This is a genomic window from Polynucleobacter sp. es-EL-1 (genome assembly GCF_018687975.1).
Lineage (GTDB): Bacteria > Pseudomonadota > Gammaproteobacteria > Burkholderiales > Burkholderiaceae > Polynucleobacter.
Map to the genome: position 1 here is coordinate 1756901 of NZ_CP061310.1, position 13959 is coordinate 1770859.

Genomic DNA, 13959 nt, shown 5'->3' on the forward strand with positions numbered 1-13959 from the left:
CAAATCCGTTTTTAAAGTTTATTTGGCAAGCGCCTTTTTGGCAGCAGTTAGTGCCTGATACTTAGCCATCAACTGCGTTTGATTTTCTTTAAAAGCAGGGTTCAAAGGTATGCAGTCGACTGGGCATACTTGCTGACACTGTGGTGCATCGTAGTGACCAACACACTCCGTACATTTGTTTGGGTCAATCTCATAAATCTCAAGACCCATGTAAATAGCATCATTAGGACATTCTGGCTCACACACATCACAATTGATGCATTCGTCCGTAATCATTAAGGCCATATTATTTGTCGACTAACCCTACTCTTTGAGTTGATTCGTTTCGGCAACCTTTTTGAGAAGCCATTTTTCAACTGAAGGGAAAACAAATTTACTCACATCGCCACCCATGATGGCAATTTCACGAACAAACGTTCCTGAAATAAATTGGTATTGATCAGATGGCGTTAAGAAGAGAGTCTCCACATCTGGCAATAAATATCGGTTCATTCCAGCCATCTGAAATTCGTATTCGAAATCAGACACTGCTCGCAAACCACGAACAATCACCCGTGCATTGTGCTCACGAGCAAAATCTTTCAAAAGACCAGAAAATCCAGCAATTTTCACATTGGGATAATGACCTAGAACTTCTGTTGCAATCTCAATCCGCTCATTGAGAGTAAAAAATGGGCGCTTGCTACGGCTGTCGGCTACACCAACAATAACCTCACTAAAAATACTAGAGGCGCGACGCACTAAATCTTCATGGCCACGGGTAAATGGATCAAAGGTTCCAGGATAAACAGCAATCGTCATAACATTCCTATGGCTTTATCGGCTACAGGCAAGAGTTTAGCCTCTTCTAGAGCGAAATAGACAGGCTTTTACTTGTCCAGCCTCTAAGTATTTTCCACAATGCCACTCCGGTAGAAGGGCTTCAACCGATTCTCGCGAGCGTGAAGCCGGAAACTCTGCATAGATACCGCCCCCAGGACTATCGTCACAAATACGCCCCGCTTGAATAAGCGCCTGATCTAATAAACCCTCTTCCTGAAATGGCGGGTCAATAAAAATCAAATTGCTCGAAAGGTTTGCTTGCTGTTTTAAGTACTCCACACAATCTCTATGCAAAATTTGTACTGATCCCGGGACTGGAGAAGACTGCAATGCCAAAAAATTTTCAGCTAAACGTGCGTGCGCTTTTTTATCCCGTTCCAGTAAAGTCACAGACTGGGCACTTCGTGATGCCGCTTCAAAACCCAAAGCGCCAGTACCAGCAAATAGGTCGATGCAGTTTAGACCGGTTAAATCTTGGCCCAACCAATTAAATAGCGTTTCGCGAACGCGATCCGTAGTTGGCCGCAGTCCAGGTAAATCCAAAACGTTTAAGAGTCGGCTGCGCCAAATGCCACCGATGATGCGTATCTTCTTTGGTAGCTCAGAGGGTGCAACTGACTTAACCCGCTTATTTATTTTGAGCCCCTAAGATAACAATCTTCATGCGGTCCATTGCCAAGTACTTCTGAAACGCCGCTTTGACTTGCTCTAAAGTCACACCTTCAACTTGCTTGGTCCAAACTTCCATCGTATTGAGTGGCAAATTATTCCAGGCGATTGCAGACACGTTATCCAATAATTTTCGATTGTTATCAATTCTTAGTGGATAGCCATTTATTAAGTTTGCTTTAGCCGCATCAAGCTCTTGTTGAGTTGGGCCATTGGCAATAAATTTTTCAATAGTTGCGCTCATTACCTCAACCGCCAAAGCCGCCTGATCATTTTTAGTCTGGACGCCTGCCTGAAAAATACCAGTATCTTTACCCGGAGCGAAATAACTATAAACGCTATAGGCTAGACCTCGCTTCTCACGCACCTCTGAAACCAGCTGCGAAACAAAACCTCCGCCACCCAGGACATAGTTTCCAACTAGCAATGGGAAGTAATCGGGATTATTGCGAGTGATTGCCGTCATCCCCATCGCGATATGTGCTTGCTGAGTATTAAAAGGGATATTGATTTCACGCTGATTGAGCGACTCTACTGGCGAGCGAGCTAACTGCGGTAGCGCTGGGATAGCCGCACCTGATTGCGGGATACCTTTTAGTAAATCCTGAACCATTTGAGCAGCCTCTGACTGACTCACATCCCCCACCATACTCACAATCATTCTATCGCCGCGGTAAAACTGCTTATGAAACTGCTGTAAATCAGCAGCCGTGATATTGGCAATCGTTTGTACTGAGGGGGAATTTCCTAAAGGGTAATTTCCGTATACAGTTTTTCTAAAACGGCGTTCTAGCACTGCCTCTGGTTTAGTTTCGGATTCGAGCAATGCAGTGGTCATGCGCTGCTTTTCTCGCGCCAAAATCTTGGGATCATAAGTAGGAGACGCAAGCAATGAGGATGCCAATTGCACTGCACGTTCACGCAGATCTTTTCTGCTAAGACTGCGAATTCGCATAATGGCGCGCTCACCACCGACTGAAATACTCAGATTGGCACCCAAATCTGCAATCTCATCAGCAATCTGCGCTTCAGTTAACAAACCATTAGGGGACTTAGCTCCATAGTTCATTAATTGTCCAGCCACGGTTGCTAGCCCACTTTTATCGGCTGGATCATAGCGATCTCCAGCATCGATGCTAATTTCAATATCAACCATCGGCAGAGATTTAGTTTGTACTAAATATGCCTTAGCTCCCTTAACGGACTCCAGCTGCTCAATAGGTAATATCGCGTGCGCCGATGCCAGCAAACCTAAGCTCAAAAAGCCAGCAATTACGCTATGTTTGCTTATACGAATTACTCGCATTATTGGCCCCCTTGTTTGACTTGAGCATTCTTGCGGGCTTGTGGATCTAAAACCGCAATAGTTAAGCCTTCATCCACCAAATATTTTTTCGCAACCGCTTGAACTTGAGCAGGCGTAATAGTCTGCATTTTTTCTAACATCACATCAATGTCTCGCCAAGAGAAACCAGACATTTCAGTATTGCCGATTTCCATTGCCTGACCAAATATAGAATCACGCTTAAAAATTTGATTGGACAAAATCCGAACTTTAATTCGCTTCAGCTCAGACTCCTGCACACCATTACGAACTATCTCTTCTAGAGCCTTGCGAATACTGAGCTCTGCCTGTGCAACAGTTTTTCCTTTGGCCATACTGACATTGATGAGGAATAATTCTGGGCCACGTGAGACCATTTCATAGCCGACACCCACATCATTCACTACACGCTCCTGCTTAACCAAAATTCGATTTAAGCGGGCGTTGTCATAGCCATCCAAGACAGCGGCCAACAATTCCAAAGCGTAAGGCTCTGCATCGTCAAGCTTTCCTGGTTGAAGCTTAGGCACCTTCCACGCCATTGCTAGCTGTGCGTTATCTGCTGGCGCTTTGACCTGCACCTGTTTAATTCCTTTTTGTACTGGCTCTAATTGGGGCTTGCGCACCGGTAACTCACGGGCAGGGGCTACGCCATAATATTTTTCAACTGACTTCAGTATGACTTGAGGATCTACATCGCCACTAATGATGACAGTTGCATTATTTGGCGCATACCAACTTTGATACCAATCACGTGCATCAGATGGCTTCATGTTTTCTAGATCATTCATCCAGCCAATGACTGGATGACGATAAGGTGATGTCATAAATGCTGTAGCCATCAACGATTCATATAAAAGACTACTAGGATTATCTTCAGTGCGTAGGCGACGCTCTTCCATCACCACCTGAATTTCCTTAAAGAATTCGGCATCCTGAAAAGAAAGATTCGTCATCCGATCCGCTTCAAGTTTCATCACCTCATCTAACTTGGACTTTTCAACCTGCTGAAAGTAGGCCGTATAGTCACGAGAAGTAAACGCATTTTCACGACCACCGACTGCAGCAACCAATCGGGAGAAATCCCCCGATTTCACGGTGCGAGTGCCCTTAAACATCATGTGCTCAAGTACATGAGCCACACCAGTGCGTCCGTTCACTTCATCCATTGATCCCGCCCGATACCAAACCATATGGGCAACAGTAGGAGCGCGATGGTCCTCTCGAACAATCAGCTTTAATCCATTGGCGAGTTGAAACTCATGGGTATTAGCCGAGGTCGTATCGGGGGCAGCCATGAGCGATTGGCTTGATACCAGCAAAATCCAGAAAATTCGTATGAAAGTCGAGCGCATCTGTAAGATCACCATATCCTTAAAATTAAATTGATAAGATGCAAGAATTAAATTGTATCGACTATGTTCGGATTACGTAAAACCCTCGGCTCCCTCTTTAAATCCAATCAGACTGACGAAGCCTGGTTTGATTCCCTAGAAGAATCTCTCATCCTGAGTGATGTAGGGCTTCCTACTACCGAGCAGCTCATGAACAAGCTGCGTAAAGCCGCCAAGTCAGAGCGGGCAAGTAGCCCTGAAGATCTTCAGCAACTGTTGATTCAAGAGGTTTCCAAGCTACTCAAGCCTTTAGAGGCAAACCCAAATCCCTTGTATGAGCATGATCAAAAGACCCTGCCACAGGTATGGCTAGTGATTGGGGTAAATGGTGCTGGCAAGACAACCACCATTGGCAAGCTCTGCAGACTTTTTCAATCTCAGGGCAAATCAGTCTTACTAGCGGCCGGAGACACCTTTCGTGCTGCTGCCCGCAACCAATTGCTGGAATGGGGTGGCCGCAATCAGGTGGATGTGATCACTCAAGAAAGTGGAGATGCCGCTGCGGTGGCCCACGATGCCATTCATGCGGCGATTTCTCGTAAAACCGATATTTTGATCATTGATACCGCGGGCAGACTAGCGACTCAAGGCAATCTCATGGAAGAGTTAAAAAAGGTCAAGCGAGTCATCGGCAAAGCCCTTCCTGGGGCTCCTCACCAGACTTTGCTGGTTCTGGATGGCAATACCGGTCAAAACGGTTTAAGCCAAGTGAAGGCCTTTCATGCAGCCTTAGATTTAACCGCACTCATTGTGACCAAGCTAGATGGGACTGCTAAAGGAGGGGTCATTTGCGCCCTCGCCCAAACTCTCAATGAGGGGGATAAACCGGCCGTTTTAGCACTTGGAAAAGGCGAGGGAATTGAAGACCTAGCCCCTTTTACAGCTGAGCAATATTCAGCTGAATTTTTCAATTAAATCAGATACTTAGAATAATAAAAAACCATTAGCACTCTCTTGACAAGAGTGCTAAAATAGACCTCTATTAACACCAGAAATATATAAAAAGAAAATGGTTCAAAAGAAAGCATACAAACCGCAATTGCAAGCACGGCAAACTCTGCCAGCAGCGCAGACTGCTGCGGCTTCGCTTGCCTTTCCGATGTTGCCATCCCTTGGGGTTGGGACACTCGACTCATACATCGCCTACGTTAATCGCGTGCCGATGCTCAGCGCTGCCGAAGAACTTCATTTGGCGCAAGAGTTTCGTCGCACAGAAAATGTAGATGCCGCTAAAACATTGGTGTTGTCACACCTACGCTTGGTGGTCTCAGTAGCGCGTCAATATTTGGGGTATGGCATTCCTCATGCAGATTTAATACAAGAGGGTAATGTTGGTCTCATGAAGGCCGTAAAGCGCTATGACCCTAGTCAAGGTGCACGCCTGGTCTCTTATGCAATCCATTGGATTAAAGCAGAGATTCATGAGTACATTCTCAAAAACTGGCGCTTAGTTAAGGTTGCAACTACAAAAGCGCAGCGCAAACTATTCTTTAATTTACGCAGTAATAAGCCAACACTGGCGTCGCTTACTCCAAATGAAGTTGAGGCACTAGCCAAGGCACTCGATGTTAAAGGCTCCGATGTTAAAGAAATGGAGATGCGCCTAGCTGGTGGTGATGTTGCCCTAGAAGGTGATGACTCTGATGATGAGTCAGCTTATGCGCCTATTCAGTGGCTGGCTGATAGCAGTCAAGAGCCGACAGAGATGATGGCAGCTGCAGCTACCGACGCTTTGCGTGGTCCTCAATTAGATCAAGCACTCATGGCTTTAGATGAGCGCAGTCGAAATATTGTGCAATCACGCTGGCTAGCAATGGATGCTGATGGTAATGGCACTAAAACTTTGCATGATCTTGCCAATGAATATGGCATCTCAGCAGAGCGAGTACGTCAAATTGAAACTGCCGCACTCAAAAAAATGCGCGGCCTGCTTGAAACACAAGCCGCTTAAATACACACTTACTTCAGTAATTCTTTCAAGTCTTGTGCCAAGGTCTCTGGACCTTGCGCATGCTTGATGTATAGACGTAAATGGCCTTCTGGATCAAATGCGTAACTACCTGCCGTATGATCCATCGTGTAAGAACCCGGACTTAGGCCAGGAACTTGCTTGTAGTAAATCTTAAAGTCTTTCGTTACTTTTTTAAGAGCAGCTTCATCTGCTGGGCGCAAGCCCATGAAACGTGAATCAAATGCAGGTACATACTGCTTCAAAATTTCAGCCGTATCTCTTTGTGGATCAACAGTAACAAACAATACCTGCACCCTGTCTGCCTGTGGCCCTAACAGCGCCATAGCTTGCTGCATTTCAGTTAGGGTTGTGGGACAAATATCAGGGCACTGTGTATAGCCGAAGAACATCACCACTACCTTGCCCTTAAAGTCGGCTAATGTCCGCACTTTTCCATCGGGATCCACAAGACTAAAGTCATTACCAAAAGCCTTGCTACCGGTGATGTCCACGTTTTTGAAACTCTGCTTAGGACTGCATGCCAAAATTGTCAGGGCAAAAAAAGATAAGAACAAAACTCGAATCGAATTTCTCAAAAAATTAGATAAATTCATATACATCTCAAATGAAATAGTGATCAACTAAAAGTGCGGCGAACAAAAGCGAGAGATAGGTAATCGAAAATCTAAAGGTTCGCTTAGCCAAATCATCGCTATAGGAAATAAATAAAGCCACGACATATGCCAAGAACATCAGGCCTAGAATAATTGCGGAAATCAAATAAATCATACCGCTCATGCCATAGATATAAGGAAGCAAGGTAGCAGCTATCAGAATTAATGTGTAGAGCAAAATATTGAGTAGCGTAAATCGCTCGCCATGAGTCACTGGCAGCATTGGTAAACCACTTTGCACATAATCATCACGGCGATACAAAGCCAAAGCCCAAAAATGCGGTGGAGTCCATACAAAAATAATCAGCACTAGCAACCATGCCTCTGCAGACAGTGTATTCGTTACCGCTGCCCAACCAAGCGCAGGAGGCATTGCTCCAGAAAGACCGCCAATCACGATATTTTGAGGGGTTGCTGGCTTGAGAAGCCAGGTATAGATCACCGCATAGCCCACAAAGGTGGCGACCGTTAACCACATCGTTAGAGGGTTGCAGAAATTCCATAAAATAATCATGCCTAAGGAGCCAAGCACAATTGAGAAGATCGTGATGTGAAAGGGCGTTACTTCACCAGTAGCTGAAGGTCTCCAAGACGTTCTCTTCATCTTGGCATCAACCGCTTGCTCAATCAAGCAGTTCATTGCGAACGCTGCACCTGCTAATAACCAAATACCAACAATGCCGCCAATCAAAACGGGGTATGGCACCATTCCAGGGGTAGCCAGGAACATGCCGATGACGGCACAGAAAACAGCTAACTGAGTCACCCTGGGCTTCGTTAAAACCCAGTACTGACGCCAACGCGGCATTGGGCTAGGTAGGGAAGGTGTTGGACTGCTCATAATGATTTGTCCATCTTAATATGAAGTGGCGAACTCCAGGATGCCCACTGACTTAATCTCACTAAGCAGAACACTAAAGCAGCAGACCCCGCGGTGTGCAGCAATGCTGCAGCCAGCGGCCACTGAAAAATCACATTAGAGATACCAGTAACTACCTGAAGAACAATTAATGCCAAGAGTAGCTTAGCAATGCGCCCAATCTCTGGTAAGGCAGGATTGCTCGCTTGCAGAGCATTCCATCCTAAAAGACCCAATATTAAAACTACAAAAATTGCAAAAACGCGATGCGCCCAATGAATCGTCTGTAATGCCGCTGGAGAAATCATTTCCCCTTTAGCGTTTAAGCCTAACTCACGCCAGAGTGTGAATCCCTCATGCCAAGCAGTCTCTGGCCACATAGCGCCAACACAAGTCGGAAAATCAGGACAGGCCAACACAGCATAATTAGTGCTTACCCATGCACCTAAAAATACCTGAATAGTCAAAACAACTGCTGCAGTCATAATCAACTTGACAGAAAGAGGTGTTTGCGACAAACGTCGTATAGAAGAATTTTTCTCTTGCCAGTGTTTCTGCGCATAAGCGGTTAAACATGCCAACAAAACTAAGGCCAACATCAGATGAATGGTCACAATGATAGGCTGCAATTTCAGAGTAACGGTCAAGGCGCCAAAAGCACCTTGAATGCATACCAACACTAAAAGGCCAATGCTACCCAGCAAGGGAGTATTACCAAGACTCTTCACTTTAGACCAGGCTACACCCACCTGAATGATGATCAAAGCCCCCACCATCATGGCTAAATAGCGATGAATCATTTCAATCCAGGCCTTAATGACGGTGACAGGCCCTGTTGGCATAGCCGCTTCTGCCTGCTGTATTTCTCCAATCGCGCGCCACGGATTTGATGTGCCATAGCAACCAGGCCAATCCGGACAACCTAAACCAGAATCAGTCAGTCGTGTAAACGCACCAAACACAATCAAATCAAAAGTCATAAAGACTAAGACCCAATTGAGTTTTTGAAAAAAGTTAAAGCTCGCTTTCTTCCATAAATATGCCAATGGCAAAATGGCAAAAATAATGGCAATGGCGGCTAACTCGCCAAATAGCACGATGCCACTCATTGCAGATTTTCACCCTTACGATTGAGTCGCAATAATTTCTCCAGATCCTTCTTGATGCTCCCAAATTCTTTAGGAGAATTTGTCACCGGGAAATACATCATCTTTGCAGGGCTTGGATCAATCAACTGAATCTTCTGACCCGCACCTTCGCGATCTAGCCAAGTATAAAACTCAGCACTGAGCTTGGGATCTTTGGGGAGAGTAAGGATTTTGAACCCCGCTGTTTTCTCATCGTAGGCCAATAATATTTCTGGGTCTACTGGCTTGCCATCTGTATTAACCCAGACCAATTGCACTCGACTACTTTCGCGACCCACAGCAATACGCAATTGACGCATTAAAAATAGTGCCTCTAAACATGCTTCATTTTTAACCGTACATTCGCCTGCTGGTCTTGCCACCAATAAAGTCCACTTACCCTTAAACGGGATATCAAACCATGCGGGATTGAGATCTTGCGCTGGTTGCACCAAAGTGCCAAAGTTCGTTTTTGCACCCTCTGGCTTGTAAACGTAATAGGCAAAGTACGATGCAATCACCGGCGAGGCGCAGGCAAGCAAAAGAAAAAGCATTTGGATGCGGCCACGTCTAGTCTGCGCATTGATCCTTGATGATTCTGCCTGTGATGCTGGAATTAATAATTCTTTATCGCTCAACCTCATCTCCAAAATCTTTACGTTGACGTTTGTACTGTATTAAGCCGCTGATGAGCCAAAATAAAAATCCGCATAAAGCCAGCGCAAACCACTGAAAAGCATAAGCATAATGGCGATCCACTCCATTTGTTGGGGAGGGCCAATTTCTCACTAAACCATCACTACTATCCGCCTTGGACTCTCGCAATATAAAAGGCAATTGAACCCAGTTATGTCTGGTCGCCTCTTTGGCTAAATCAAAATTTTGTTCAATTCTAGGCTGCGTTATAGGGCCATCCTGCTCACCTAATGCATACACCCTACCAGGATGAGGGAAACCCACCCCTTCAATGACTACAGCTGTCTCTGGGGTGCTAATCGGTGGCAACTGCACCCTATTCTCATTATTGCGAGGCGCCCAGCCACGATTGACCCAAAGGACTCTATTTTGATCATCCAAACTCAAGGGCATCATTAGATAAAAACCGGCTTGAGCAGTATTGCTGCCCGATGCAGGAATTGGGCGCGGCCGATTTTCCAGCCACACCGCTTGATCAGGCAAGAAACGTCCTTGCGCGACAATTCGACGCTCAGTAGCAACTTCTAAGCTTAAATTCTCAGTATTGGCATTGAGCACAGGCAAGGCAAAACGGGCAGCCAAAGAGTCGCTTAATTGAATTTTCTGCTGCGCACGGTTCAGTTGCCATACACCCGCACCACAACCAATCCCAATTACCGCCAAGGCTGATAAAGTAGCAACAATACGACCAGTAATCAGGCTAGAAAATATATTCAAGGGAGTTAATAGAAATGAAGTGGGTTATTCCAATTGCGTTAATCATGATTGTAGGGAGTCTTGGCTCCGCCCTGTATTTCATGATGAAAGATAAGGGTGGCAGCTCCAGAATGGTCCATTCATTGATGTTGCGCATCGGACTATCAATACTACTCTTTTTAGGTATTTTAGTTGCGCACTACTTTGGCTTAATCGAAGCAACTGGAGTCAGGGTCGGTAGCAACTAAGTATCTCAAGATGGATAAGCGCCATCTAAAAAAGAACGGGGCTCTAGGCCCCGTTTTTGATTGGAGTTACATCCAATACACTGCGATATAAAGACCCAACCAAACTACGTCAACAAAGTGCCAATACCAGGCAGCACCCTCAAACGCAAAGTGATTGTCGGCAGTGAAGTCGCCACGAATCATGCGACGCAAAACAATGGCCAACATCAATCCACCTAAAAATACGTGGAAGCCATGAAAGCCAGTCAACATGAAGAAAGTTGAACCATAGATACCAGAGGTGAGCTTTAAGTTCAGGTCATGATAGGCATGGTAGTACTCATAGACTTGGAATCCCAAGAAGATTAAACCTAAGATCACTGTAGCAGCCAAGCCTCTAATGGCCTGCTTCATATGATTTTCACGTAATGCATGGTGAGCATAAGTAACGGTGATACCGGAGCTCAATAGCAATAAAGTATTAATTGTCGGAATAGGCCATGGACCCATAGTGGTAAATTTTTCTACCAATCCCGCAGGGCCATCATTAGGCCAAACAGCCGTGAAATTAGGCCAAATTAATTTACTTTCTACATCACCCATCCACGGCATTGCAATGCTACGGGCATAGAACAAGGCCGCAAAGAATGCGCCAAAGAACATAATCTCCGAGAAAATGAACCAGGCCATGGACCAGCGATAAGAAATATCAACGTTAATTCCGTTTTGACCGGTATTCGCCTCAGAGATGGCATCACCAAACCATTGGTAAAGAACATATAAAACCCAAAGTACGCCCACAGCAGTAACGGGAGCGCCCCAAGCCTCATGATTAACCCAGCCAGACATACCGGCACCAAAGGCTAGCAAACCAATTGCCGCCATCACTGGATGACTAGATAGTCCAGGGACGAAATAGTAAGGGGTTGAATTGGATGACATCTTATTCTCTCTATTCAATCAAAAAATAATCAAAGGGAAACCACTGCTTTCACTATGAGGAGTAGGACACCCATAAAAATCATGGCCCCAATTACCCCCGCAATAATAATGTGAACAAAACTCAATGAAGCAACATCTTCTTGTAATCCTGACTTCTTACGTACGCCCAGAAAAGCCCACAGCACAGCGACCATGGATTGCAAAAAGCTACTTTTCTTTTTCATGAAGCTACCTTAGTTTTTGGAGTGGTGGAGCCCGCAGGCTGCTGACCAACACCTAACTCAAAAAACGTATAAGACAAGGTAATTGTTTTTACATCGGCAGGTAAACCTGCATCAATTACAAATAAAACAGGCATCTTTTTCACTTCATGCGCAGTCAAAGTTTGTTGCTGAAAACAAAAGCACTCTAACTTTGTAAAGAACTCGGATGCACTTTTAGGTGCATAACTCGGAATAGCTTGAGCCTCCACCGAGCGATTCATATTGTTAGTGACTTCATAAACAATTTCAGTCATCTCGCCTGGATGGACTTCTAAAAAGTTTTTCACCGGCTTAAAAGTAAATGGACCACGACTATTGGAATCAAACTCAATAGTCACTGTTCTCGAGTAATCAACTTGAGAATTTCCAACCTTGTTTGCACTGTATGCACGAATTCCGTAGTCATTTTTGCTGGTGACCACGTTAATGCCGGTTACTTCACACAAGGCTTTATACATTGGCACCAAAGCATAACCAAAACCAAACATCATCACTGAAGCAATCAGTAACTTGAGCAGTATTTGACGGTTAATAGATGCAGTAGTTGACATATTTTGTCTAGGCTTAGCCCAACATGCTCCGCTTAATCACGATGCCAATAAAGAAAACTGCGGCAATGCTTAAAAGGATAAAACCCAATCTACGATTATTCGCAGATTGAGATTTTTGATGTGCTGTTTTAGATACCGGCTGCATGCAACTCTTTAGCATCTGGAGGAGTTTCAAAAGTATGGTGTGGTGCTGGTGAAGGCACTGTCCACTCTAAACCTTTGGCACCATCCCATGGCTTCATGGATGCTTTTTCACCTTTGCCGTTATAAGCAGGCAAGACAACGAAAAGCAAGAAATACACCTGGGATAAACCAAAACCAAGCGCACCAATCGAAGCAATCATGTTGAAGTCAGCGAATTGAGTTGGGTAGTCAGCGTAACGGCGTGGCATACCTGCTAAGCCCAAGAAGTGCATTGGGAAGAAGGTAATGTTGAAGAAAATCATGGAAGTCCAGAAATGGATCTTGCCGCGAGTTTCGTTGGCCATGTAGCCAGTCCACTTTGGACACCAGTAGTAGAAGCCAGCAAACATCGCAAACAATGAGCCTGCTACCAATACATAGTGGAAGTGTGCAACAACGTAGTAAGTATCTTGCACACCAATATCAATTGGAGCCATCGCTAAGATCAAGCCAGTAAAGCCACCCATCGTAAATACGAAAATAAAGCCGACAGACCACAACATTGGAGTTTCGAAAGTCATCGAACCTTTCCACATTGTTGCAACCCAGTTGAAAATCTTCACGCCAGTTGGAACAGCAATCAACATCGTGGCGTACATGAAGAACAGTTGGCCTGTTACTGGCATACCAGTAGCAAACATATGGTGTGCCCAAACGATGAATGACAAGATCGCGATCGATGCTGTTGCATAAACCATCGAGCTGTAGCCAAACAATGTTTTTCTGGAGAATGCAGGAACGATTTCACTAATGATTCCAAAAGCAGGAAGAATCATGATGTAAACCTCTGGGTGACCGAAGAACCAGAAAATGTGCTGGAACATGATTGGATCACCACCACCAACTGCGGAGAAGAATGAAGTACCGAAATGGCGGTCTGTCAGAACCATCGTGATCGCGCCAGCCAAAACAGGCATTACAGCAATCAGCAGATAGGCAGTAATTAACCATGTCCAGCAGAACATTGGCATCTTCATCAATGTCAAGCCAGGGGCACGCATATTCAAAATGGTCACGATGATGTTAATCGAGCCCATGATGGAAGACGCACCTAATAAATGCAGAGCAAAAATGGCCATATCCAAGCCAGGGCCCATTTGTGCTGTCAATGGCGCATACAAAGTCCAACCACCGGCAGGAGCACCACCAGGAGCTAAAAAGGAACCAAATAATAAGCAAGCAGCTACTGGCAGAATCCAGAAGCTAAAGTTATTCATGCGGGCAAAAGCCATATCCGATGCGCCAATTTGCAAAGGAATCATGTAGTTTGCAAAGCCAACGAATGCCGGCATGATCGCACCAAACACCATGACCAAGCCATGCATTGTTGTGAGCTGGTTGAAGAACTCAGGACGCAGATATTGCAGGCCAGGCTGGAATAATTCCAAACGAATTCCGAGGGCCATTACGCCACCAGCCATCAAACTCACAAATGAGAAGATGAGGTACATCGTACCGATATCTTTATGGTTAGTCGCAAACAACCAACGACGCCAACCATGTGGCATGTGATCGTCGTGTGCGTGATCGTGCGCGTGATCGTGTGTAGTGGAAACAGTGCTCATGGATTACTCCGGTTTA

Annotated in this window: 18 protein-coding genes; 3 read left to right on the forward strand and 15 right to left on the reverse strand. The window is 45.2% G+C overall.

The window, feature by feature from the left end:
- Positions 1-18: 18 nt before the first annotated feature.
- From FD974_RS08935 to FD974_RS08955, 5 genes are read right to left on the reverse strand one after another with little or no spacing between them, the layout of a single operon-like run.
- Positions 19-285: a YfhL family 4Fe-4S dicluster ferredoxin gene (locus tag FD974_RS08935; RefSeq protein ID WP_215364349.1), complete on the reverse strand. Its 267-nt coding sequence runs from the start codon at positions 283-285 to the stop codon at positions 19-21.
- Between the two features lie 18 nt (positions 286-303).
- Positions 304-801 carry a pantetheine-phosphate adenylyltransferase gene (gene coaD / locus FD974_RS08940; protein WP_215364351.1) on the reverse strand — a complete coding sequence of 166 codons (498 nt, stop codon included), beginning with the start codon at positions 799-801 and terminating at the stop codon, positions 304-306.
- A gap of 36 nt (positions 802-837) precedes the next feature.
- The gene (gene rsmD, locus FD974_RS08945; protein WP_215366837.1) at positions 838-1458 is read right to left on the reverse strand and encodes a 16S rRNA (guanine(966)-N(2))-methyltransferase RsmD; all 621 of its coding nucleotides are present in this window, start codon (positions 1456-1458) and stop codon (positions 838-840) included.
- On the reverse strand, positions 1451-2797 hold the full coding sequence (locus tag FD974_RS08950; protein WP_215364353.1) for a pitrilysin family protein: 1347 nt from the start codon (positions 2795-2797) through the stop codon (positions 1451-1453). Before FD974_RS08950 ends, rsmD begins: the two co-directional genes overlap by 8 nt.
- On the reverse strand, positions 2797-4185 hold the full coding sequence (locus FD974_RS08955) for a pitrilysin family protein (RefSeq protein WP_251374589.1): 1389 nt from the start codon (positions 4183-4185) through the stop codon (positions 2797-2799). Before FD974_RS08955 ends, FD974_RS08950 begins: the two co-directional genes overlap by 1 nt.
- A gap of 48 nt (positions 4186-4233) precedes the next feature.
- On the opposite strand from FD974_RS08955, the gene ftsY reads away from it, so the two are divergent.
- Both ftsY and rpoH read left to right on the forward strand, forming a co-directional pair.
- Positions 4234-5124, forward strand: coding sequence for a signal recognition particle-docking protein FtsY (ftsY, locus tag FD974_RS08960; RefSeq protein WP_215364355.1), 891 nt, complete (start codon positions 4234-4236; stop codon positions 5122-5124).
- Positions 5125-5218: 94 nt separating this feature from the next.
- Positions 5219-6160: an RNA polymerase sigma factor RpoH gene (rpoH, locus tag FD974_RS08965; protein ID WP_215364357.1), complete on the forward strand. Its 942-nt coding sequence runs from the start codon at positions 5219-5221 to the stop codon at positions 6158-6160.
- An 8-nt stretch (positions 6161-6168) separates the two neighbouring features.
- Here rpoH and FD974_RS08970 read toward each other — a convergent pair whose 3' ends face one another.
- The 5 genes from FD974_RS08970 to FD974_RS08990 are packed head-to-tail and all read right to left on the reverse strand — an operon-like array spanning position 6169 to position 10233.
- The gene (locus FD974_RS08970) at positions 6169-6780 is read right to left on the reverse strand and encodes an SCO family protein (protein ID WP_371817111.1); all 612 of its coding nucleotides are present in this window, start codon (positions 6778-6780) and stop codon (positions 6169-6171) included.
- A 1-nt stretch (position 6781) separates the two neighbouring features.
- A complete protein-coding gene (gene cyoE, locus FD974_RS08975; protein ID WP_215364361.1) occupies positions 6782-7675 on the reverse strand; it encodes a heme o synthase in 894 nt (297 codons plus the stop codon).
- Entirely contained in the window at positions 7672-8802 is a 1131-nt protein-coding gene (locus FD974_RS08980) for a heme A synthase (RefSeq protein ID WP_215364362.1), read from the reverse strand. Before FD974_RS08980 ends, cyoE begins: the two co-directional genes overlap by 4 nt.
- Entirely contained in the window at positions 8799-9464 is a 666-nt protein-coding gene (locus FD974_RS08985; protein ID WP_251374591.1) for a hypothetical protein, read from the reverse strand. The genes FD974_RS08980 and FD974_RS08985 overlap by 4 nt, the downstream gene beginning before the upstream one ends.
- Positions 9448-10233, reverse strand: coding sequence for an SURF1 family protein (locus tag FD974_RS08990; protein WP_251374593.1), 786 nt, complete (start codon positions 10231-10233; stop codon positions 9448-9450). The genes FD974_RS08985 and FD974_RS08990 overlap by 17 nt, the downstream gene beginning before the upstream one ends.
- A gap of 14 nt (positions 10234-10247) precedes the next feature.
- Between FD974_RS08990 and FD974_RS08995 the strand changes: the two genes are divergently transcribed.
- Positions 10248-10460 (forward strand): twin transmembrane helix small protein, encoded by a 213-nt coding sequence (locus FD974_RS08995; RefSeq protein WP_215364363.1) that lies wholly within the window; start codon positions 10248-10250, stop codon positions 10458-10460.
- A 66-nt stretch (positions 10461-10526) separates the two neighbouring features.
- Here the strand turns inward: FD974_RS08995 and FD974_RS09000 are convergent, their stop codons facing one another.
- Genes FD974_RS09000 through ctaD form a run of 5 tightly spaced genes read right to left on the reverse strand, consistent with a single transcriptional unit; the run spans position 10527 to position 13943 of the window.
- Positions 10527-11381 (reverse strand): cytochrome c oxidase subunit 3, encoded by an 855-nt coding sequence (locus tag FD974_RS09000; RefSeq protein WP_215364364.1) that lies wholly within the window; start codon positions 11379-11381, stop codon positions 10527-10529.
- 29 nt (positions 11382-11410) lie between these two features.
- On the reverse strand, positions 11411-11605 hold the full coding sequence (locus FD974_RS09005) for a DUF2970 domain-containing protein (protein ID WP_215364365.1): 195 nt from the start codon (positions 11603-11605) through the stop codon (positions 11411-11413).
- Positions 11602-12195 (reverse strand): cytochrome c oxidase assembly protein, encoded by a 594-nt coding sequence (locus FD974_RS09010; protein ID WP_215364367.1) that lies wholly within the window; start codon positions 12193-12195, stop codon positions 11602-11604. Before FD974_RS09010 ends, FD974_RS09005 begins: the two co-directional genes overlap by 4 nt.
- A gap of 13 nt (positions 12196-12208) precedes the next feature.
- Positions 12209-12355: a cytochrome oxidase small assembly protein gene (locus FD974_RS09015; RefSeq protein ID WP_371817112.1), complete on the reverse strand. Its 147-nt coding sequence runs from the start codon at positions 12353-12355 to the stop codon at positions 12209-12211.
- Complete coding sequence (gene ctaD, locus FD974_RS09020; protein ID WP_215364369.1) at positions 12324-13943, reverse strand: cytochrome c oxidase subunit I; 1620 nt, start codon at positions 13941-13943, stop codon at positions 12324-12326. The genes FD974_RS09015 and ctaD overlap by 32 nt, the downstream gene beginning before the upstream one ends.
- Positions 13944-13959 lie beyond the last annotated feature (16 nt).